Origin of the sequence: Synechocystis sp. PCC 7509 (assembly GCF_000332075.2) — a bacterium.
Taxonomy (GTDB): Bacteria; Cyanobacteriota; Cyanobacteriia; order Cyanobacteriales; family Chroococcidiopsidaceae; genus Aliterella.
The window spans coordinates 3888822-3911882 of record NZ_ALVU02000001.1 but is presented as its reverse complement, the minus strand read 5'-3'; the positions used below and the strand labels follow the sequence as shown (position 1 = coordinate 3911882).

Genomic DNA, 23061 nt, shown 5'->3' with positions numbered 1-23061 from the left:
ATTCTCCTACCTATGAACAGCGATCAAGGAGCAAACGCTTCTACTTTAACCAATTATATGAATTGGCCCTTCGACACTGCCGCTAAAAAACTGTCTAATTAACGGATGATCGGTAGTTTGAGTATCGTTTTGGGTTCCCTCCCATTGCACTTTACCTTGATATAAAAAAATTATCCGATCGGCGGTGCGACGAATCGTACTATCTTGGTGAGTCACAATTGCATAGGTGCTACACACTTCCTGAACGCATTGCAACCGACGAATTAAGTCTTCAATTACCGTTGAGGCGATGGGATCTAGTCCGGCGGTAGGTTCGTCGTACAGAAGTATTTCTGAAGCATCTTTAGGATTGTTGGGGTTAGCCATAATTGCCCGTGCAAAACTAACTCGTTTACGCATTCCTCCCGATAATTCCGCAGGGTAACGACTTCCAGCCTCTCCTAAGCCCACCATTTCTAGTTTTTGCTTCACCAGTTCTCTAATGTGCGACTTTTTGAGGCGGGAATGTTGAAACAAAGAAAATCCCACGTTTTCCTCTACTGTAAGCGAGTCAAATAGAGCGGCTTGTTGAAATACCATCCCAATGCCAATTGGATCGTTACCATCTTCAATTAAGCCTGCTCTTAGCTGTCCTTCTACATAGATTTCCCCCGTATCTGGCGCTAATAATCCGGCAATAATCCGTAAAATCGTTGATTTACCAGTACCTGAAGGCCCAATAATTGCTAAGGCTTCCCCTCGATAAATTTTTAGATCCACATTATCTAAAATTACATTGTTACCAAATTTTTTACTAATCCCTTTTAATTCAATTATTGGTTCTGCTGTGGTGGGCGGTGAGGTTTCCGTTGCATCTAGGTATTGCATTTTACTTTTGAACTTGCTACTGACAATTTTGGCGCAAAGCAAAATAAGTTACCAACTTTTCCTACCATCTAGTTTTCTGCTGACTATTGCTAAACAACAATTTTTCAAATTAGCCAGATTTGTCATCGAATCCCTAAAACTTGAATTAAATGTATTTATAACTACAAAACAAACTTTCATCCCTCTAAAGATTAATTAAAGTGATTAGAATTTTTTATAGATAGCAAAACAGTTTTGTTATCCAAATATTATTTTTTAGTAATCGATTGCTGACATAAAATTTTTGTTTTTAGTCCATTTATTGTAAAATTTACTTTTTTAATTTATGTGCTTTATTATGATGGTTTAAAACGCTGATGCTTAAGTATTTTTTGGTAAGTTTGTAGCATTTATATCTATAAAAAAGTCAAAAATAATCATCTAAAAAAGTTTTTGCTTGACCATTTTTAAGCAGTTGAATGAATTGTTACAAAACTATTAATTTATAAAAGTAAAATTGTAAAACTAGCTACAAAATGCTGTTATTGATAACTATATTGTCTGAAAAGCTTGCAAGCCAAACCTTGGTAATAGCAGCAGACGTGCGGCTATTAAAAAATTAGTTAATTGCCAAAAGCGATCGCCAAGCAAGATCGGCTTGAAGGGAAATATTTTAGGAGTAGGGATGAGGAGAAGAGACTTCATAACCGCAGTAGCTGCGTCTGCGGGTTCGGCTTATGCGGCGATGAAAGCATTGGATTTACTAGAGCAACCAGCTACAGCACAGCCACAACGACCCTTTGAGCTAAAGCGTCGAGGAGGACGCAAGAAAGTTATTATTTTAGGTGCGGGACTGGCAGGGATGACCTCTGCTTATGAGTTGGCAAAAATCGGTTATGAATGCATAATTTTGGAAGCACGCGATCGCGCTGGGGGTAGATGTTGGACGCTTAGAGGTGGAGATAAGTTTACAGATATTGACGGACAGACAGAGACAGTAAAATTCGATCCAGGTTTGTATTTTAATCCTGGACCTGCTCGTATTCCTCAACATCACGTAACTTTAGATTATTGCCGAGAACTTGGTGTAAAACTAGAAACTTTTACTAATCTCAATCGCCAACAGTATTACTACAACGAGAATGTAGGGGCTTTATCTGGTAAAAAAGTCCGGGCGCGGGAAGCGATAACTGATATGCGCGGTTATATCTCAGAACTGTTAGCTAAAGCGGTTAATCAAGACGCGCTAGATGCTACATTATCTGGCACAGATAAAGAAAAACTAATCGAATTTCTCCGTACCTATGGCAACCTTAATCCCGATCTATTTTACAAAGGGTCAAGCAGGCGCGGTTATGCTGTTCCCCAAGGTGCGGCAGATAATCCCGGAATATTAGCCGATCCCTACGATCTTAAGTCTTTGATTGAGCTAGGATTTGCTGGATATGAGGCTTCTGAGTGGGGTTACGACCAACAAATGACCATGCTTCAACCCGTAGGTGGAATGGATCGAATTGCTAAGGCGATGGAAAACAGAGTCAAGCAATTGATTACTTTTAGCGCTGAGGTCAAAGAAATTCGCAAAACACCTAATGGCGTTCGCATTGTATACACTGATAGTAGAAATGGTCAAAGGCGAGAAGTATCTGGTGATTACTGCATTTGCACTATTCCTTTATCAGTATTAAAAACTATTCCCTCGGATTTTGCTCCCGATATGCAAGCCGCAATTTCTAGTGTGGATTATGCAATTACTGGCAAAAGTGGATTGCAATTCAATCGTCGCTTTTGGGAGGAGGACGAAGATATCTATGGCGGCATCACCAGTACAAATCAACCAATTACTCAAGTTTGGTATCCATCCTCCGGTTATTTGTCACGAAAAGGAGTGATGTTAGGGTATTACAACTTTGGGACTAACGCCTCTAATGTCGGCAACTTGCCTTGCTCCCAACGCCTAGCTTTAGCTTTGGATCAAGGCAGTAAAATTCATCCCCAGTATAGAAGCCACTTTGAAAATGGAATATCTTTATATTGGCCAAAAATTCCCTACAACTTAGGCGGATGGGCATCTTACACTACCGCAGTCAGGGAACAGTATTACCCCAGACTAAACCAACCGGATGGGAATATTTATTTAGCAGGGGAACACCTCAGTTATCTTACCGGATGGATGGCTGGCGCTTTTGAATCGGCGCGACTGGTAACTTCAAAAATTAATGCAATACCCGCCTAAAAATACAAGTAACAAAAAGTAGAGAAATAAGCAATGAAAAGATCCGTCAGCCAATGGTTTAAACTTGGGCGCTGGTTGATACTAACTATTGGTGTTAGTTTGCTGTTATTAAATTTTGCCAGCTTAGATTCGGTACAAGCGGCGATGAGATCCGGTGAACCTAGAGAAGTGACCCGTTACGGTACAGCAACATCGCCAATTTTATCGGCGGTAGCAGTGCCAGAAAATCAAGCATACTTTTGGACGAGTGGGACAGTACCACCCGTAATCAATCCTACTGCTCCTACGGGAACGCGCGATCGCTATGGAGATACAAAAACTCAAGCTACAGGTATCTTGACTCGGTTTCAGACTTTATTAGCTGAAGGGGGATTGTGTTTAGATGATGTTGTTTATCTGCGGGTTTACCTGGTCAACGATCCAGTTTTAGGACGAGTTGATTATCAAGGTTGGTTTGATGCTTACGCTCAATTTTTTAACATCAATAACGTGCCTAAAGTTGCTCGTTCGACCCTTGCGGTAGCTGGGTTAGTTGATCCTGGTTGGCTAGTTGAAATTGAAGCGGTTGCCGTTTACCCAAAAAGAGGGGGTAGAAGATAAATTATTACAAGGAAGACTTAAGCCGCCTTCCTTGTTTTTTGGGAATTTTTAGTATGTAGGTAATTGGTAATGAATTACAGCAAGTTGTTAAGTACCGCAGCAATTTTTATTTTTAGCCTCAGCGCGATTTTTCCCGTAAAAGCACAGAGACTCGCACAAGTAAATCCTGCTAACTCTCCTCGGCAAATAGATGTTACTTTAAAAACTCAAGAGAATCAAACATTTAATCAATTAATCCAACAAGCAGAACTTGAAGCTATGAGTTTAATTGAACAAGAGTTTGCGACAAATTCTAGCATTACAGAAATTGCTGTAACTATTTTAGGCGATCGCCAAGGGCAACAAGTACCGCTACTATTTTCTAGAGTTTCTCGCACCGATTGGCAACAGCAACCAATTATTAGACAGTGGACAAAATATTTTGCTACTTCCGCCGTCTTACTAGGCTTCAATCAACCGCAAAGAACCCCCGCCCCACCAGCACAAAATATTCCCCGCACTCCTCTAAATCCGCCGATTACACCCACACCCAGTCCTACTAATTCAGTACCACAAGCTGCACCAATTTCTCCAAACAATGCTCCTCCGGCGGCTAGTGGCGCTAGTTTAGAAGAAACCGATCCAGGTTATCGTTAAAAGCGGGTAATCGGACTCGAACCGACGACATTCAGCATGGGAAGCTGACGTTCTACCACTGAACTATACCCGCAAAACTGATTCTCATTATACTACAACTTTTTGTGTCAGTTATTCTACAACTTGCTTGCGCTTTGGTTTTTTGCCCCATCCATGTTTGAATGTCTTGAGCAGCCAAGATTGAAAACCGTCTACATAGGTAAATAATACTGGCACTACCACTAGCGTTAGCAGCGTAGAAGTTGTAAAGCCGCCCATAATCGCAATACCCATTGGACTGCGGACTTCTGCCCCCGCCCCCAGTCCTATCGCCAGGGGTATAGTTCCGGCTACGGTAGCTAGAGAGGTCATCAAAATCGGTCGAAGGCGCGACAAACCAGCTTCTATAAGCGCTTGACGTTGGGTTTTACCTTCTTCTAGATAAAGTATGGTGTAGTCTACTAACAAAATTGAGTTTTTGGTGACAATTCCCATTAGTAAGACAATCCCAATTAGGGCATAAAGTCCTAAAGCTTTTTGAGCGATCAATAAGCCCAATAACGCCCCACCCAAGGATAAAGGTAGCGCCACCATAATTGTGAGCGGGTGCAGAAAGCTATTGTACAACAGCACCAAAATAGCATAAATACACATGATTGCCAGCGCTAAAGCTGTACCAAAACGCCCGAAGATTTCTTGCATAATTTCCGCATCCCCTGCACTTTGGCGCACTACTTCCGGCGGTAATGGGTTAAGAGCCGGTAACTTATCCACCGCTTGCACCGCGTCGCCTAAAACAAGTCCTTGTAAGTTGGCTTGTACCGAGACTTGACGGGATCTGTCGTAGCGATCAATTTGCGCCGGGCCGCTACCGTTACGGATATCTGCAACGGCAATTAAAGGAACTAAGGTGTTGTTTTCACCTGGTACGCGCAGATTTCTGAGAGTATCAATATCTTTTCTAGCAGATTCGGCAATTTGGACGCGAATGGGAATTTGGCGATCGCTTAAGTTAAATTTAGCTAGGTTGGCTTCATTATCTCCAATCGTAGCTAATGATGCTGTTTGAGCAATTGATTGAACTGTTACGCCTAAATCTGCGGCTTTTTCGGGATTGGGAATAATTAAAATTTCTGGTTTAACTAAGCTAGCGGTAGAAGCAACTTCTACTAATCCTGGTACACCCCGCATTTGCTTTTCTAAATCGTTAGCCGCTTGGGTTAAAGCTTGGGGATTTTCGCTTTTTAAAACAATGGTTAAATCTTTTGTACTACCCGCCGCCCCTTGGCTTTGAAAACTAATTCTCGTACCAGGAATTTTTTGCAGCAACGGGCGCATTTGTTGTTCGTATTCTACTTGAGATAATTTTCTTTCCGCTTTGGGCTTGAGGTTAACACTCAGCGTCGCTGAATCTACTTCTTGAGTGGCTAATATATTTTCAACGGCGGGACTTGAGCGTAAAATATCTGTAGCTTGGGCGGCTACTTTTCTTGTATCTTCCAAAGTCGAGCCTGGGGGCAATTCTATAGTTAGTGTAGAAATTCCCAAGTCGCCGTTATCGACAAATCCTTGAGGAATTAAAGGAATCAGGGCTAAACTACCAATGAAAAATGCGATCGCAATTGAGATAGTTGTCAAGCGATGACTTAATGCCCAACTTAACAACTGTTTGTAAGGTTGAAATCTCTTTCTACTGCTACGACTTTCATCTTTTTGAATTTGCTTATTTGTTTTTGTTTTAAACCACCTAGCCCCCAACATTGGGGTAATAGTTCGCGCCACTAAAGTAGAAAAAATCGTGGAAACGGCAACAGTTACGCCAAAAGGTTGAAAAAATTGCCCAGGAATCCCGCCCATAAATGCTACAGGCAAAAATACCGCAATAATGGTTGCAGCGCTGGCGAGTACCGCTAAACCCACTTCCGCCGAGGAATCAAAGGCAGCTTGACGGGGAGTTTTGCCCATGCCAATATGCCTTTCCATATTTTCGACTTCTACCACCGTATCGTCTACTAAGTTACCCACCGCCAATGCCAACGCCAGCAAAGTCATGTTGTTGAGGGTGTAGCCTAATGCTTGTTGGACGGCAAAAGTAGGCAGAATAGATAGAGGTAATGCGATCGCCGTAATTAAAGTTGCTCGCCAGTCACGCAAAAATACTAAAATCGTAATGACGGCAAGAGCCGAAGCTTGTACCAAGTCATCAATCGTATTTTCGTAAGATTCGCGGATAAAATCGCCCTGGGTGAAAATTAATTCTAATTTCACATCTCTAGGCAAGGTTTTTTGCAGTTGTTCTACAGCTTTAATAACTCCTTCTTCTACCGATACTAAGGTTGTACCCGTACTCCGCAGTACCGAAAAAGCAACTATTGGCTGGTTATTGAGATAAGCCGCCGTTCTTGGTTCGCCAAAACTATCTTCAACTTCCCCTAAACTAGATAAAGGCACAAAACTACCATTAGGCAGCACAATTTGATAGTTTTGCAATTCTTTTACTGTAGCGGCGCTTCCTAAAGTCCGAATACTTTGTTCGCTACCGCCAACTTCGGTTCTTCCTCCCGGTAAATTGACGTTAAAGGCGCGAATTTGATCGTTTACGCTCGTTGCGGTAATTCCCAATGCTTGTAAACGAGAGGGTTCTAAATTGATTCTAATTTCTCTATCTACGCCACCATCGCGGCGGATTTCGGCAACGCCTTTTACTGATAGAAGCGCACGGCTAATTGTATCATCTACTAAATTACTTAATTGCTCTACCGACTGTTGGTTAGAAACTACGGCATAAGTCATAATTGCGCCGCCAGAAAATTCTACCCTTTGAATAATTGGCTCGTTGATATCTTGGGGTAAATTTTGGCGAATTTGGGCTACAGAGTTACGGACATCATTAGTTGCGCGATCGCTATCTGTACCCAAATCAAAGTTAATAATTGTGGTGGAAACGCCGTCATTAACGGTAGAAATTATATTATCAATGTTTCCTAAACCCGCTACTGCGTCTTCTATAGGCTTGGTTACTTGAAATTCTAATTCTGTTGGCCCTGCTCCTGGTTGAGTAACGGTAATAGAAACGGCGGGAACATCAATATTAGGATTAATATCAATCCCTAAACTTGTAAAGGAAAACCAGCCGATAATTGTTAAAAATAAAAATAAAACTATGGTGGGGACAGGGCGGCGAATCGACCAAGCAGAAAGGTTAAAAGCCATAGTTTATTTACCTACTACTACTTGTACTTTGTCGCCATCTTTAAGATAACCAGCCCCCGCTACTACAACGCGATCGCCTACTTTCAAACCTTTAATAATTTCTACATTCCCGTTGCCAATAACTTCCCCTACTTCTATTTTTTGACTGCGGACTATATCACCGTCAGTTAAGATAAATGCGATCGCGCTACTGTCAGTTTGAGGTAAAACGGCTTTAGCAGGTATAGCTATTCCGGGGACATTGGCGATCGTAATTGCTGAACTTGCAAACATTCCCGGACGCAATAAAGAATTTGCAGGGATATCAATTCTGACTGTAGCTTCGCGGCTTTGGGGATCTACTAAGGGCGCTATTTCCCTCACATTACCTTGCAAGCGTACGCGGGAATCGGAGTCGCTAGTAATTACTGTAGGAGCGTTTATTTTTACTTGATTTAAGTTAGTTGCGGGTACTTTTGCCTGCAATTCCAAAGAGCCATTTTGAATAATTGAAAATATTTTTTGCGTACTATTAGCTACATCGCCAACTTGGGCAGTTTGTTCGGCAATTATGCCACTGGCAGGAGCGCGGACTATAGTTTGATTTAGTTGCGTTTGTTGCTGCTGGACACGGGCGATACTAATACGTACATCGGCTTCGGCGCTGGCAATATTTGCCTGGGCGACGCTAATAGCTTCTCTGGCGGTTGTAGCGGTGGTAGAACGAGTTTCTAATTCTTGACGGCTAATTGCTCCCGCGTCCGCTAGTCCTCGGTAACGAGCCAAGTTACTATTAGCTTCCGCTAAAGTAGCACGGGCTTGAGCAAGAGCCGCAACTCTTTGGCTAACTACGGCTCGATTTGATTCTACTTCGGCTTTTGCTTGAGCGATTTGGGTTTGCAGTACAGAATTATCTAAAACCGCTAGAGTTTGTCCTTGTTTTACGGAGTCACCTTCATCTGCCAAAATCTGTTTAATTTGTAAGCCTGTGGCTTGGGGCAAAACTGGGATCAAATCCCGCGCGTTAACTGTACCTGTAACGTTAAGACTCCGGGCGACGGGGATAAGTTGGGCGGGGGCTATAGTCACCGTCATCGTGGGCGCTAAATTTGTACTAGGCGGCGTTACCGCAGGTTTGGTTGTATTGGGACGATTCATAACCGTCATGCCTAAACCCGCTAAACCAATTCCTATTCCCGTACCTAGCAGCATTGGTACTAGCCACCCTCGCTTGCGTTGTCGTGGTTTTTTGACGAGAATTAAATCGGTTTCTACCTCTTTATTTTTGTTAAATTCCTCTACTTGCTCCATTTCTGGAACAGTTTTTTGATTTTCAGCGACATTTACAGTTTCAGCCACGCGATCGCCTGCCTGTTATTTTATAAAAAACTTAGCACTCTAATTAATATATCTCAATATTTTTGCTTATTTAGGAAATTTGTGCGTATGGCTAAAGAAAGACATCGTGGCAAAGTTAACCTCCGGCTGAAAAAGCAGCAAGATAGAAGAATAAGCCGCAATTAATCAAATTCCTAACTTCTATGCAGACAAGCACTCCGATTACTAAAGATTTAGTGCTAATTGGTGGCGGTCACAGTCACGCGATCGCGCTGAGAATGTGGGCTATGAAGCCTCTAGAAGGGGTGCGACTAACCCTAATTACTGAGTCATCCAATACACCTTATTCAGGAATGTTACCCGGTCATATTGCCGGATTTTATACCCATGAGGAATGTCATATAAATTTGCGGAGTTTGGCTCAATTTGCCCAAGCGCAACTATATATTGATACCGTTGTCGGGTTAGATTTAGTTAATAAACAAGTTTTGTGCGCCCATCGTCCGCCGGTAGCTTTTGACCTACTATCTATAGATATTGGCAGCACTCCCGCTAGTATAAATGTACCCGGTGCTAGGGAGTATGCGATCGCCGCTAAACCAGTAGCCAAGCTTCTAACTCAATGGCAACAAATAGTTGAAACTGTAGAAAAGCCTCTAAGTTTGGGGATTGTTGGCGGTGGTGCGGGGGGTGTGGAATTAGCTTTAGCCATGCAAGGACCTTTGCAAAACCAAGAAATTCACTTGTTTCATAAAGAGGTGGAAATTATGCCTCATTATGGCGGTGGAGTGCGTCGCTGTTTGCAAAAAGTGTTGACTTCCAAGGGAATTAATTTACATCTGCAAGAAACTGTTACCGAGGTACAGCCAAATAAAATTAGTTGTAAGTCAGGATTAAAAATAGAATGCGATCGCATTTTTTGGGTAACTCAAGCCTCTGCACCTAGTTGGATTAAAGAGTGCGGACTTGTTACTGATTCCCAAGGATTTATACAAGTAAACGATTATTTACAAGCTGTTTCTCATCCAAATATCTTTGCGGCGGGAGATATTGCCACAATGGTTAATTATCCGCGTCCCAAAGCTGGGGTATTTGCGGTTAGACAGGGAAAACCCTTGTTTAATAACTTACAAAAAACTTTATTATCGCAGCCTTTACAGCCCTATAAGCCGCAAAAAAACTATTTAAGTTTAATTGGTACAGGAGACGGAAAAGCGATCGCCTCTTGGGGTAATTTCGGTACTGGTGCATCGCGTTTGCTGTGGAATTGGAAAGACAAAATTGATCGTCAGTTTATGGCGCGTTTTCACAAATTACCATCAATGTCTGAACCTGTAGAAGCTATGCGTTGTGCTGGTTGTGGCTCAAAAGTTGGAAGTACAGTTTTAGAGCGCGTATTGCAACGCTTAGACAGAATTGAAAACACCCCGGATATTATTATTGGTTTGGATGCGCCAGACGATGCGGCGGTAGTAGAAGTACCACAAGGTAAATTAATGGTACATACTATTGACTATTTTCGTGCCTTAGTAAATGACCCGTTTATTTTTGGACAAATCAGCGCCAATCATTGTTTGAGCGATATTTTTGCTATGGGTGCAACTCCTCAAAGTGTACTTGCGATCGCATCTATTCCCTACGCGACTGAATCCAAAGTTGAAGAAACTCTTTATCAACTATTATCTGGCGCTCTCAAAGTTTTAAATCAAGCACAAATTCCTTTAATTGGCGGACACACTACCGCAGGATTGGAATTAGGTTTTGGTTTATCTTGTAATGGCTTAGTTAGTCCCAATCAACTACTCAAAAAAGCCGGGATGCAACCAGAGCAATTATTAATATTAACTAAACCTCTAGGTACGGGAACATTGTTTGCCGCAGCTATGCGCTGTTTAGCTAAAAATCAGTGGATTGATAGCGCAATTGAATCAATGCTGTTATCTAATCAAGCGGCAGCTACTTGTTTAATGGAATATGGAGTTACAGCCTGTACAGATATTACAGGTTTTGGACTTCTTGGACACTTAATAGAAATGGTGAAAGCTTCTAACGTTAGTGTGGAATTAAACCTTGACGCTATACCAGTATTAGCAGGAGCAAGAGTTACCTTACAAAGAGGAATATTTAGTTCTTTGCATCCTGAGAACCTCCAATTTTCACGTTATATCGACAATATAGAAAAAGTTTGCGACTTATTAAATTATCCAGTCCTATTTGATCCGCAAACATCGGGCGGCTTATTAGCAGCAATTCCTAAAGAAGTTGCCAATGCTTGCGTTGCTCAATTACAAGCTTTAGGATATCCGCAAGCTATAATTATCGGTCGTATTGTCCAGCATTCAGAAGATTATCGGGTACATCTCAATTTCTAAGTGCGATCGCCTTTTTGGTTGAGTTGAATTTAAAAAGCTTTGTTAATCACTTTTAATTTGTAACTTTTTAAAGTTCAATCCGTAGAGCGTTGGACTTGGATTATTGGAGAAATTACTTTTGCCATCCTAGCTCACTATTTTCGTTAAAGATATTCAGCCAATAATCGATTGAGCATTGCTACTACTTAAGATATAGATTTTACTTTGCACGTATCTTATACATAAAGTTTACATATCCTATTCATTTCTTAGACATTCAAAATATTTGGGTGTGTAAAACTAAAAAAGTCCTTGGCTTTATAGCTATTAAATGAAATAGTTTTAGCTAACTTTAGGATGGGGTGAGAAAATCTAGTAGCGATCGCCCACAATCAAAAGTGACAATCTCTACTAAAATCTCAATTTAAACTGAAGTTGGAAAAAGTCAGAACAAAAGCTTTTGGGTTATTACCAATAACCAGGTTTGAAGTTAAACAACTACTTATAGATGTTTGACCAAACAATGAAAAAGCAATAATCGCCCTCTCTGATAGCAAGACGCTAGGAAAGTTCTTGCTAAATTTTGTCGTGCAATAAATAGTAAATACAGGGAGATTGGTAACTTGCCGGAGTCAGATTTAAAAAAAGCAAGTGCTAAAATAGTATTAAAATTGCGTGTGTTGTTACGCAACATTGTACTTATACCAAATAGGTTTTTAGCATTAATTATTAAAGCTTCAAAACGCCTAAAAAGTAGCGTAGCGATCGCAGCTTTAGTAACGACAGCAATTTTGGCTGGACATACAGTATCAGCACAAGTATTACCGCCTTCTCAACCTCTAGGTTCATTAAAAAGCGTATCTATCCCTGAACCTAGCAATTTAGGCGAGTTTGTTAAAAATAAAACTGCCGCAATTGAACTGGGAAAATCTTTATTTTGGGATATGCAGGTGGGAAGCGACGGGTTGCAATCTTGCGCTAGTTGCCACTTTCATGCCGGTGCAGATACGAGGGCTAAAAATCAACTTAGTCCTGGATTATTGCGTGTAAATGCTGATGGTAGTCCCAACCCTGATGAAACTTTTGATATCGGTGGATTAAACTATACCCTCAAACCTGGAGATTTCCCCTTTCATAAATTATCAAATCCAGGCGATCGCAATTCCACAGTTTTATCAGATACTAATGATATTGCTGGCTCTCAAGGTATCGATTTAACTAAGTTTAATGACATAGTTCCTGGTAGTGCGGTAGATAGTGCCACCGTACAGCCAGACCGGGTATTTAACATTGACGGTACAAATGTCCGCCAAGTTACAGAACGTAATTCTCCTAGCACCATCAATACTATATTTAACTTCCGTAGTTTCTGGGATGGACGCGCTCAAAATGACTTTAATGGCGTAAATCCCTTTGGTTCAAGAGATCCCAATGCTTACGTCCTTAAAGCGCCTACAAAGCAGTCAGCGTTAGAAAAGGTCAAAATCAGTCTAAACAATGCTTCGGCGGCTTCCCAGGCGGTAGGGCCACCCCTGAGTTCGGTTGAGGAATCTGCTACTGGTCGTGTTTTTCCTGATATCGGTCAAAAATTTGATAGAGTCAAGGTGAAAAAGCTGCCTAGAGAGACTGGTAAAAAGCTAAAATATCTTACACCCCTAGGAAAACAAATTGTCCACCCAGACGACAGCGTACTAGGTAAGTACAGTCAAGCACCAAAACTAGGCTTGAAGTTGAAAAACTACGAGACGATGATTCAAGATGCTTTTCAACGTCAATGGTGGGATTCTAAGCAAATTATTCAAGTCGGTACAGACGGTAATCGGATTTTCAAGCAACCTCAAGGCGCATTGGCTACTAACGAGTTTACGCTAATGGATTACAATTTCTCATTATTTATGGGATTGGCAATTCAGTTGTATGAATCTACTTTAGTTTCTAATAATGCACCTATTGACCAGTATTTTGATGGTAATAGCAGCGCTTTAACCTCCCAACAAAAGCAAGGAAAAGAGCTTTTTGAAGGTAAAGCTAAGTGTATCAATTGTCACGGTGGCCCGGAGTTTACCAATGCTTCAGTTAGAAACGTAAAAAACGAGCGTTTAGAACGGATGGAAATGGGCGATGGCGGTGTTGCAGTTTACGATAATGGCTTTTATAACATTGGGGTTCGACCTACCTTAGAAGATTTGGGTGTAGGCGGAAAAGATCCTTTTGGTAATCCATTATCCGATTCTCGAATGGCGCAACAAGGTAAGTTTACAGATCCTAATTTGAGTCCCCCAATTAGTGCAACAGAAAGAGTTGCTGTTGATGGCTCTTTTAAAACTCCTGGCTTGCGTAACATTGAACTAACTGCTCCTTATTTCCACAATGGTGGACAGTTAAATCTTAAGCAAGTTGTAGAGTTTTACAACCGAGGTGGAGATTTCCACGAACAAAATATTAAGGATCTCGATCCTGATATTGTAAATCTTGGTTTAAATGAAGATGAACAAAACGCTTTAGTAGCTTTTTTACAATCGTTAACTGACGAGCGCGTTCGTTTGGAAAAAGCACCTTTCGATCACCCACAATTGTTTATTACTAACGGTCATCCCGGCGGTACTAATTCTGTCACTAATGACGGTACGGGTAGAGCTACCGTTGATATGTTAGAAATTCCTGCGGTTGGTCGTAATGGTGGGTCAAAGATAGATACTAACAATTTTCTAGCCAAAGCTTCTTAATTTTCTCTAAATCTAATTGATTTTCAGTACAGGCATAATAGCCTGTACTTTTTTATTGGCAACTATTTAACGTTTTTGTAACCAATACCAAACCTTAACTAACATATTTTCTAACCACAACATCGCCAGGTCTAGCCATTCTAGTAGTTGTTCTAAGGGATGCTTTACATAGCCCATTGTTGTTGCATTGGTTTCAATCCAGTCTGGCGTATGTTCTAAGCGCTCGGAAGATTTTACAGCAACGCTATTACCTAAGTTTAAAGAGGGTGACTTTAGAGTAACTATTGCTTTTAGTTTTTGGGATATATTATGATTTTGACTTATTAAGCTAGAAGGTTTTTGTTGTTGATTTTTAACTAAAATCTTGGTAATTTGGGGAGTTTGTACAGACAAGGAAGCTGAGTCTTTTTGAATTAGCTGTCGCCCGCGACTAAATAAATTTCGCAACGAATACTTATTTAATTCTTGAGAAGAGCGAGTTAAGTTTTTATCTTCTGGCAAGTAAGCAATTTTTGAGTTTGCAGGATTATCTAAAATTAAAGATTGTTCGGCTACTTCACTTCCAAATAAATCGCTCATTGTTAGCCAAGGATCTTCTAAGTTATTTGTGGTAGGTTGGGGTAATTTAGAAGTGCGATCGCCAAAAAAATAATCTATTGCTGCCCAAATCAATCCCTGAATCTGAAAACCCTTTGTAACACTGGCTATAGGTGCTAAATTCTCCGTTTCAAATTTTGCAATGGTGAGGTCTAGGGATGCGATCGCATCCTGGGGAAAAATACTTAATTTTCCTTGCTGTTTATCTCTTTGAGTCCAATCAGCAATACTGCTAATAACCTTTACGGGCGCTAATAACCAGCTGTGACGCGCTGGGAGTTGCTTGGTAGTAGCTGGTTTTGATGGTAGTAATCTTTGTAACCGCCAACTTGTAACTTCGCTAATAATTCGTGCTTCCAATACCTGCTGTTGTTGGCTAGTTAAAATATCTAAAATCTCATTAGCAGGAGAAACTAATACAAGTAAACGGTTAGATATTAAGCTTGCTATTCCCTGGACTTTAGGACTGTTTTGGGCTAAGGAATTAGGAGTATTATTGTTTCTAATCTCTAGGAGTTGGGAAGAATTGGCAGTAGTAACTAATTTTGTATTGGCTTTAGGAAAAAACTTATTCCACAAAAAAACTAATAAATTTTTAGATGGTGCTGTAGTTACAGGCTCTTGTGAAGGTAAAGTTTCAACTAAAAGCAAGACTTGTTTAATTGGTGTATCCACCGTTAGCGGCGAGTTTGGTAACTGAAGTAAATTTTGTTTTGAAGCCGATTGTGGCAAGGATGGATAAAATACTATCGGCGTTATCCAACTGGTAGCAGATTGCAAAGATTTCAATGCACGACTGAGCCGATTTGTCAAGATGCGCGATTGCTTATGAATAAAACTAAAAAGTCTGCTTTGATAGCGGTGAGAAGAAGCAGAAGCCATAAGATTATTAGCGTGGTAGAGAAGTGCAAAAAATAATTTGCGCCTTCACGGGTTTAATATATGTCCCAATCTTATCGAAATTATGTACTATTTAACTCCTGAATTTACTAACTTATTATCTGAGACGATCGCCCGTTTGCGATCGCTAAGTCAATTAGACATTCTCCCCCAATGGCAAATATACCAAGCCGATATTTCCATTACTGAAGTTTTAGGAGATTTAGCACCCACTAATTGCGATCGCTGGCGGCAAGAAAAGTTAAACGAAAAAGGTCATATTCCTTGGGTTAGAGGACAAAAAGTATTGTGGTTAGTCCAAAAAATAGTCGTTCCCGAAACTCTGCAAAACTATCCATTAACAGGTTTATCTTTAAGACTTTCTCTACTTTGGTGGGCGGAAGAAGCTCAAATTTTTGTTGACGGTAAGCTCGTTCAAGAAGGAGATTTATTTGATTGTTCGACAAGAATTTTACTTAGTTCAGAAGTTACACCAAAACAAGAAATAATTGTTGCTTTGCGCCTAGTAAGTCCCAGTCACGACAACGGCGCATTAGTAAAAAGTCAACTTATTTATCAATCAAATAATGAGGAAATCCCCGAACCTAGTTTTGTTGCAGATGAGTTAGCAATTGTGCAGCAATATTTAACAACCATTGGCAGCAATTCACCTTTGCAAATTGATGTAACTCTTGATTGGTCGGCCTTGCCAGATAAAGCTAAGTTTGAGCAGAGTCTTTTACAACTACGCTCTAAATATGTAGAAAGTTTTAGCTATCAAATCAAACAGCGACAGATTTATTTAGTTGGACACGCTCATTTAGATTTAGCTTGGCTGTGGGCAATTAGCGAAACCTGGGAAGTTGCAGCGCGGACTTTTACATCAGTTTTACAATTGCAAACAGAATATCCTCAATTAACTTTTTGTCACTCCACCCCAGCAATTTATAGCTATATAGAACAACATTGTCCAGACTTATTTGCAGCTATTCAAAAACAAGTAACTGCTGGAAGTTGGGAAGTTGTCGGCGGCTTGTGGGTAGAGCCAGAACTTAATCTAATTGATGGCGAATCTATAGTACGTCAATTACTCTATGGACAGCGTTATGTTTTAGAAAAATTCGGCAAAATTTCTACTGTTGCTTGGCTGCCAGATACTTTTGGTTTTTGTGCAACCTTACCTCAAATTTTTGCTAGTGGTGGGATTAAATACTTTGTTACCCAAAAATTGCTATGGAACGATACAACCAAATTTCCTCATGCTGCATTTTGGTGGCGATCGCCTGATGGTACAGAATTATTTAGTCTCATGTCTGCGCCCATTGGTGAAGGTATAGATCCCGTCAAGATGGCAACTTTTAGTTACAACTATGAAAAGCAAACTAATTTGCGATCGTCTATGTGGTTGCCAGGAGTTGGCGATCATGGTGGTGGCCCTACCCGCGATATGTTGGAATTAGCCAAACGCTGGGATTCGTCGCCTTTATTCCCGACTCCAAAATTCACCACTACAGAGGAATATTTACAAGACATCCAAGCAACTCCTGATGATTTTCCCGTCTGGGACGACGAACTATATCTAGAATTTCATCGCGGTTGCTACACCACCCACGCCGACCAAAAGCGTTTTAATCGCCGATGTGAAGGTTTGCTATACCAAGCAGAATTATTTGCTTCCCTAGCCACTATCAGCGCTAATACGACCTATCCCAAAGCGGAGATAGAGGCAGCATGGAAAAAGACACTTATCAACCAATTCCATGATATTCTTCCCGGTTCGTCTATTCACCAAGTGTATGTAGATGCAAACGCAGATTGGCAGGAAGTAGAACAAATTACTACAGAGTTGATAGAGAAATCTTTGAAGGCGATCGCATCTCTAATTACTCTGCCTTCTCCACCCCAACCGAACAGTATCCCAGTTATTGTCTTCAACCCTCTCAACTGGGTTTCTTCCCAAATAGTCACAATTTCTTTACCCAATCCAGGGCGCAAATGGCACGTATACAACCATTGTGGCGATAAACTCCTTACCCAGCTTACCAGCGAAACAACTTTAGTATTTTTAGCAAAAAAAGTAGAGAGCGTAGGCTATTCTTTGTTTTGGCTAAGTTCTGAAACGGCTGAAACTACTGCAAATACGTCCAAAAATCGGGATTCAGTACCTACAGGCAATAGTATAAGCCAGAATAGCATTTTAAATTTACCAGAAAACTGCCTCCTTAGTCAAATTAATAGTTTAGAGACAAAAGATTGGGTTTTAGAGAATAATTTATTCCGGGTAATTGTCGATAGTAATAGTGGTGATTTAGCCAGTATTTTAGACAAAATTAACAATAAAGAAATCCTCAACAAAAGCGGAGGAAATCAACTACAAGCTTATAAAGATAATGGTCAATATTGGGATGCTTGGAATATAGACCCAAACTATAAACAATATCCTTTAGAATCATCGCAATTAAAATCTATTGAATGGCTGGAAAAAGGAGCAATTCAAACCCGTTTACGAGTAGTAAGACAATTAGGAAAATCGGAGTTTTGCTGCGATTACATCCTACAGAAAGATTCACCCATCCTAAAAATAGCTACCACCGTAGACTTTCAAGACAGGGAAGTATTAGTAAAAGCTGCTTTTCCCTTCAGTTTTGAAACCGATAGCGCTACCTACGAAATTCCTTTTGGGACTATTTCTAGACTAACTAAACCTACAACACCCGCGCAAAAAGCTAAGTGGGAAGTCCCGGCTTTACGTTGGGCAGATTTAAGCAATGATAACTACGGTGTAAGTTTGCTCAATGATTGCAAATATGGCTACGATAGCGAACCAAACCAACTACGCCTCACTTTGCTTAGAAGTGCTAGTTGGCCAGATCCTGAAGCTGATAAAGGACATCACGAATTTACTTATGCTATTTATCCTCACTCTGGAACTTGGCAAGCCGCCCAGACTGTCCAGCATGGCTACGAATTAAATATACCTTTCCAAGTAATTCAACTACCCGCAACTTCTGAAGCTAAAACAGGTACTCTACCAAAAGCTGGGAGTTTTCTAAATCTATCCGCCGACAATCTAGTAATAACTGCCTTTAAACAATCGGAGGACAACCCCAAAGAGTGGATTTTGCGCTGCTACGAGTGTTATGGATTAGTCGCCGAAAAGGTAACTTTGCAAAGTGTTTTGGGATTAGAAGTAGCTCAACAAGTAGATATTTTAGAGTTTCCGACTCAAACAAGCCTTGATATTAAGCCTTGGAAAATAGCTAATTTTGTAATTGAAGCGGATAAGTGCGATCGCATTAGTTAAAGCTAAATCTTGATTCTTGCTCTACCCAGAAATTACTTAAGTGTTTAGCCTCAATTCACACCAAACACTCGGTAATTAGGACTTTAAGTCAAAAAAAGTATAAATTTAATCTTCGTGGTCTTCAAAGGGATCGCTTAATTCTTTTGAAGGAGGGCCAAAAGACGTGTATATCGATAAACCCGTAATGGCAATGACGATCGCAAAGACGGAAATGCTAAGAACTGTTGCGGGTTCCATGACCTATTTTAATTATGAGTGCTATTCCTATAGAATATTACAGAACATTAAAAAAAGCTTCTAGAATTTATTAAACGGTAAGTTATGGCACAACGGACTTGGTTAGGAGAAATCCTCAGACCCCTAAACTCTGAATACGGTAAAGTTGCTCGCGGTTGGGGAACAACACCCGTAATGGCTGTGTTTATGCTGCTATTTTTTGTCTTTTTGCTGATTATTCTGCAAATCTACAACTCATCGCTATTGATTGAAAGAGTAGACATAACCCCTGATTGGACAACTTTAGGCAACTAAATAGCAATATTTGCATTTTTACTTAGATGGTATTTTTTCCCGGCTTGTCCGGGTTTTTTATTGAAATGATACCCAAGGAGCTACTTCTCCTAAGCTAAGATCGTAAAGAAGTTGTAGGAGTTGTATTTATGAATGTCTTTGGAATTGGTTTACCAGAAATGGCGTTGATTATGGTGGTAGCGCTGCTAATATTTGGTCCGAAAAAACTCCCGGAAATAGGTAGAAGTATGGGTAAGGCAATTCGCAGCTTTCAAGATGCCTCTAAAGATTTTGAAAATGAATTCAAACGCGAAGCCGAGCAAATAGAAACCGCCGTCAAAACTACCGCCGAAATTGAACCAAAACAAATCACTCCCGCCCCAATTGCGGCGGAAAACATAGCCGAACATTCCGCCACCCCAGAGGCAGAAAGTCAAGCTGTTGCTACTTCCGAACCTAGCTAAAAATTAACAATAATTCTAATGACTGAAGCTCAAGCTTCCCAAATAGTAATTCCCCAACTAATTGTTGGCTTAGGTAATCCTGGACCAAAGTATGATCGCACTCGCCATAATATCGGCTTTGCAGCCATTGATGAACTCGCCCGCGCTTGGCAAATAAATCTCTCAGAAAACCGCAAATATCAAGGAGAATTTGGCGAAGGACAAAAGCAATTAAATAAAGTTAGGTTACTAAAACCGCTTACTTATATGAATTGTTCCGGGCAATCAATTCGCGCCGTGATTGATTGGTTTAAGTTGCCGCCAACATCGGTATTAATTATTTACGATGATATGGATTTGCCCCTAGGAAAACTGCGCTTGCGCTTGTCTGGCTCGGCAGGAGGTCATAATGGCATGAAAAGCGCGATCGCACATTTGGGATTGCAAAACTTTCCTAGGCTGCGGATAGGCATCGGAAAACCTCAAAATGCGGCTTCTGGCGATGATGCAAAAACTATTTCTTATGTACTAGGACAATTTGACGCGAAAGAATCCCCCATAGTTACAGAAGTTCTCAACGTAGTGGTAGATTGCGTAGAACTTTGCTTAAAGCAAGGAGTAGAACAAGCGATGAATCGCTACAACAGTCGCAGTATTTTGGTAAAAAGCGATTGATAAACAAAACTAGAAAGCGGATAGGGTTTATACTTCCCCGTCCGCTTTTTTAATGTATGCAAATAACTAAAGTTTGTTTATTCCTGACAAACCAAGCTGCGATCGCAAATAATACTTTTATCTGAAGCGACGTTTGCGTCTAGCGGCAACTAATTTGCGCTTGCGTTTCTCAAGGGGCGTTTCAAAATGCCGATGATACTTAACATCAGCCAAAATTCCTGCCTTTGAAACTTGCCGTTTAAACCGACGTAAAGCTGAGTCTATGCCTTCATTTTCGCCTAATACAACTTGGGTCATTCTTACTCCTATTAATTCGTAACTTTCATTATAAAAAAACCTTTCACTATTGGCTATCAATTCTGGCTTTGGTTAGCAAAAATTATATTTGTAAGGGTGCAATGATTTGCACCCTTACAATGCAAATATAAATTCGGGCTTAATAGCCGCCGCCACCGCCACCACGAGAAAATCTATTACCACCGCCGCGATTTCCACCACCGGAACGTCCGCCACGATCTTCGCGGGGTTTGGCTTTATTGACTTTCAAATTGCGTCCCATCCATTCCGCGCCATCTAGAGCATCAATAGCCGCCGTTTCTTCTGCCTCCGTTTCCATTTCTACAAAACAAAAACCACGAGGACGACCAGTTTCTCTATCCATCGGAACTTGTACTTGCTTCACATTTCCGTATTCTTTGAAGACTGCCGTAACGTCTTCCTCATTCACCTGGTAGGATAAGTTCCCTACATAAATCGACATGAAATATCTCCAAAAATCAATGTAAAAACGCTCCAGTTCGGAGATATACCCGTCGGCATAGAAAAAAAGGTTTTGTAGCAAATAACAAAGCCTTCAACCGAATCTGACTCACGGTTGATATTTTAACACACAATCGTTACCTCTGGCTTGCCCTCAAGCCAATGGCAGCAACGCTCTGAAGTTCTCAAAAACCTGGCAATTCTTCAAGAATTGTAAACCGAATGTGATTAATCGCCAAGTCTCCAATTGAAATATCTTCTAACTTGACACCAGAAGATGTAAAAGTTTCAAAAGTAATCCCTTTACCAATTTCAATATGATACCAAGCTAAACCCATAAAAAACCGTGATGGATAAGGGCCAGTATCAGAGACATCATCGGGGTTTGATTCCATAGGTAGCCAACCAATTCCCGGCACGTAAAATTCTAACCACACATGATTAAAATCTGGTTGCAGAGGGACGTTTTTTTGTTCCGGTAAGGGAGGACATTTATAACGCCCAATAGTGCGGCAAGCGATGCCATTTAAGCGCGATAAAGCAAGTAAAACCCCTACGTACTCACCACAAGAACCAACGCCCCGTTCTAAGGCGATATCTGGGCTATCAATATGAGGCTTAATACCATAGGAAAGTTGGTCGTAAACGTAATTGCGGATATTGTACATTTTCCGCAACAGATTTGTTTCTGTACCAATAGCTTCACGGGCAGCACGAGTAACGATTGGTGTATCCATTGCTAAATCATCATCATCTACCAAATAACGCAAAGTCATTTCTTTGTCTAATTCGGGGATTTTTTCGATATCTTTAGGCGTAAGGCGATACTTAATAGAACGCACTTCAATTAAAGCTTTCCAACCAAAAATATGTCGTTCGCCGGGTTTAAGACTATCAAACTTAAATACTGCGACTTTTTGTCCGCTTACTTCTTCAGTAATAAAAGGTACGCCAACGCTTTCAATACTTCTAACTTTTTGGCGATCGCTTTCTGATGGTAAAGCAATGCGCCATTCTACTTGTTTAATATCAACTTCCTCTAGGGGTGCTATTTCTTCCACATAAGACGCTTCGATTAAATAGCCATTAGAAAGGGCAAAACGTCCTTGGGGATTGAAGTGAAAATCGAGAGGATGGATAAAAGTGCGATCGCGGTAAGTTAATTCGTGGGAGGGGTCAGCATTGGGATTATCTCGAATATAAGCTTCCTCTCCAGCGTAAGCTATGTACAGCGTCGATACATTAGTTTCAGAATTAGTATGAAAAGCTAAACCTGTAGGACGTTCAAAAGGAGTTAGAACGCTAAACTTAATTGCTCCGGTTGCCCTGTCGAGACAATATACCGTTTGTTCGGTGATATCGCTAACCCAAATTTCTTCGCCGCGAATAGTAATATTTTCGATTCCTACCCCTGGCGCGTAGAATTTGGTAATTTGCCTGCGGGTATTGCGATCGTAGATCAAAATATAGCCTGCTTTTTGGCAAGTAACATAAACCGTAGACTCCCAAACTGCAACGCCATCAGCTTGATAAGGCAAAGTTACAAAAGATTTGAGTTGAAATTCTCCCTTAGGACAGAAGTAAACGGTGTCACCTTGTGCAAACCATAAAGTATCTTCCCATAGGCACAAACCAGTTACATCAACAAAATCTGCTGCCTGGAGAGTATTGAGAATCGTTGTATTGTCGTTAGTGGGATCTATTTGTAATAAATGCCCTTTTACCGTATCAATAGCCAGGAGTCGATCCCCCAAAAAAGTAATGCCAGCAATTGCAGCAGCACCAATGGGTCTAATTGTTCTCCGTCGTCCTGACGTATCATTGCTGAGGGAAACCGAGTTCACAGGATTCATACTAAATTTATTTAGTAGATTAATTTTTAGGTGGCTAATTACTAAAGAGCAACTAACAACCTAATACCAATCCTAAACAAGTTTTGTAACTTTAATCTGTACGCGCTGTAACTTGAGCTTTTTTAGCACAAAAACAG

17 protein-coding genes and 1 tRNA gene are annotated in these 23061 nt (G+C 40.8%); 9 read left to right on the top strand and 9 right to left on the bottom strand.

The annotated features are described in order from the left end of the window. Window positions 1-45 precede the first annotated feature (45 nt). Entirely contained in the window at window positions 46-867 is an 822-nt protein-coding gene (locus tag SYN7509_RS0219560; protein WP_009632520.1) for an ABC transporter ATP-binding protein, read from the bottom strand. A 664-nt stretch (window positions 868-1531) separates the two neighbouring features. On the opposite strand from SYN7509_RS0219560, the gene SYN7509_RS0219555 reads away from it, so the two are divergent. The 3 genes from SYN7509_RS0219555 to SYN7509_RS26465 all read left to right on the top strand — a co-directional run bounded on the left by SYN7509_RS0219555 (window position 1532) and on the right by SYN7509_RS26465 (window position 4318). Then, the gene (locus tag SYN7509_RS0219555; RefSeq protein ID WP_009632521.1) at window positions 1532-3082 is read left to right on the top strand and encodes a flavin monoamine oxidase family protein; all 1551 of its coding nucleotides are present in this window, start codon (window positions 1532-1534) and stop codon (window positions 3080-3082) included. Between the two features lie 33 nt (window positions 3083-3115). After that, window positions 3116-3682, top strand: a complete 567-nt coding sequence (locus tag SYN7509_RS0219550; RefSeq protein ID WP_009632522.1) for a RidA family protein — start codon at window positions 3116-3118, stop codon at window positions 3680-3682. Window positions 3683-3751: 69 nt separating this feature from the next. Then, window positions 3752-4318, top strand: a complete 567-nt coding sequence (locus tag SYN7509_RS26465) for a hypothetical protein (protein WP_009632523.1) — start codon at window positions 3752-3754, stop codon at window positions 4316-4318. A gap of 1 nt (window position 4319) precedes the next feature. On the opposite strand, the gene SYN7509_RS0219540 is transcribed toward SYN7509_RS26465, so the two are convergent. From SYN7509_RS0219540 to SYN7509_RS0219530, 3 genes are all read right to left on the bottom strand, one after another. Then, window positions 4320-4391 (bottom strand) — tRNA-Gly (locus SYN7509_RS0219540). Window positions 4392-4429: 38 nt separating this feature from the next. Then, window positions 4430-7510, bottom strand: a complete 3081-nt coding sequence (locus SYN7509_RS0219535) for an efflux RND transporter permease subunit (protein ID WP_009632524.1) — start codon at window positions 7508-7510, stop codon at window positions 4430-4432. 3 nt (window positions 7511-7513) lie between these two features. Beyond that, a complete protein-coding gene (locus SYN7509_RS0219530) occupies window positions 7514-8848 on the bottom strand; it encodes an efflux RND transporter periplasmic adaptor subunit (protein WP_009632526.1) in 1335 nt (444 codons plus the stop codon). A gap of 182 nt (window positions 8849-9030) precedes the next feature. Here SYN7509_RS0219530 and selD point away from each other — a divergent pair, with 182 nt between their 5' ends. Next, a complete protein-coding gene (gene selD, locus SYN7509_RS0219525; RefSeq protein ID WP_009632527.1) occupies window positions 9031-11199 on the top strand; it encodes a selenide, water dikinase SelD in 2169 nt (722 codons plus the stop codon). Between the two features lie 602 nt (window positions 11200-11801). Further along, window positions 11802-13904, top strand: a complete 2103-nt coding sequence (locus SYN7509_RS0219520) for a cytochrome-c peroxidase (RefSeq protein WP_009632528.1) — start codon at window positions 11802-11804, stop codon at window positions 13902-13904. 66 nt (window positions 13905-13970) lie between these two features. Here SYN7509_RS0219520 and SYN7509_RS0219515 read toward each other — a convergent pair whose 3' ends face one another. Further along, a complete protein-coding gene (locus SYN7509_RS0219515; RefSeq protein ID WP_009632529.1) occupies window positions 13971-15383 on the bottom strand; it encodes a hypothetical protein in 1413 nt (470 codons plus the stop codon). Window positions 15384-15465: 82 nt separating this feature from the next. Here SYN7509_RS0219515 and SYN7509_RS0219510 point away from each other — a divergent pair, with 82 nt between their 5' ends. Beyond that, window positions 15466-18684: an alpha-mannosidase gene (locus SYN7509_RS0219510; RefSeq protein ID WP_009632530.1), complete on the top strand. Its 3219-nt coding sequence runs from the start codon at window positions 15466-15468 to the stop codon at window positions 18682-18684. Between the two features lie 105 nt (window positions 18685-18789). Here SYN7509_RS0219510 and psbN read toward each other — a convergent pair whose 3' ends face one another. After that, window positions 18790-18921: a photosystem II reaction center protein PsbN gene (psbN, locus tag SYN7509_RS0219505; protein ID WP_009632531.1), complete on the bottom strand. Its 132-nt coding sequence runs from the start codon at window positions 18919-18921 to the stop codon at window positions 18790-18792. A gap of 84 nt (window positions 18922-19005) precedes the next feature. Here psbN and psbH point away from each other — a divergent pair, with 84 nt between their 5' ends. The 3 genes from psbH (at window position 19006) to pth (ending at window position 20312) form a co-directional block, all read left to right on the top strand. Further along, window positions 19006-19215, top strand: coding sequence for a photosystem II reaction center phosphoprotein PsbH (gene psbH / locus SYN7509_RS0219500; RefSeq protein WP_009632532.1), 210 nt, complete (start codon window positions 19006-19008; stop codon window positions 19213-19215). A gap of 128 nt (window positions 19216-19343) precedes the next feature. Beyond that, complete coding sequence (locus SYN7509_RS0219495) at window positions 19344-19658, top strand: TatA/E family twin arginine-targeting protein translocase (protein WP_009632533.1); 315 nt, start codon at window positions 19344-19346, stop codon at window positions 19656-19658. 18 nt (window positions 19659-19676) lie between these two features. Further along, window positions 19677-20312 carry an aminoacyl-tRNA hydrolase gene (gene pth, locus SYN7509_RS0219490; RefSeq protein ID WP_009632534.1) on the top strand — a complete coding sequence of 212 codons (636 nt, stop codon included), beginning with the start codon at window positions 19677-19679 and terminating at the stop codon, window positions 20310-20312. A 117-nt stretch (window positions 20313-20429) separates the two neighbouring features. On the opposite strand, the gene rpsU is transcribed toward pth, so the two are convergent. The 3 genes from rpsU to SYN7509_RS0219475 form a co-directional block, all read right to left on the bottom strand. Next, window positions 20430-20609 carry a 30S ribosomal protein S21 gene (gene rpsU, locus SYN7509_RS0219485; RefSeq protein WP_009632535.1) on the bottom strand — a complete coding sequence of 60 codons (180 nt, stop codon included), beginning with the start codon at window positions 20607-20609 and terminating at the stop codon, window positions 20430-20432. 139 nt (window positions 20610-20748) lie between these two features. Further along, the gene (locus tag SYN7509_RS0219480) at window positions 20749-21072 is read right to left on the bottom strand and encodes an RNA recognition motif domain-containing protein (RefSeq protein ID WP_009632536.1); all 324 of its coding nucleotides are present in this window, start codon (window positions 21070-21072) and stop codon (window positions 20749-20751) included. A 184-nt stretch (window positions 21073-21256) separates the two neighbouring features. After that, entirely contained in the window at window positions 21257-22924 is a 1668-nt protein-coding gene (locus tag SYN7509_RS0219475; RefSeq protein WP_009632537.1) for a transglutaminase domain-containing protein, read from the bottom strand. Between the last annotated feature and the right edge of the window lie 137 nt (window positions 22925-23061).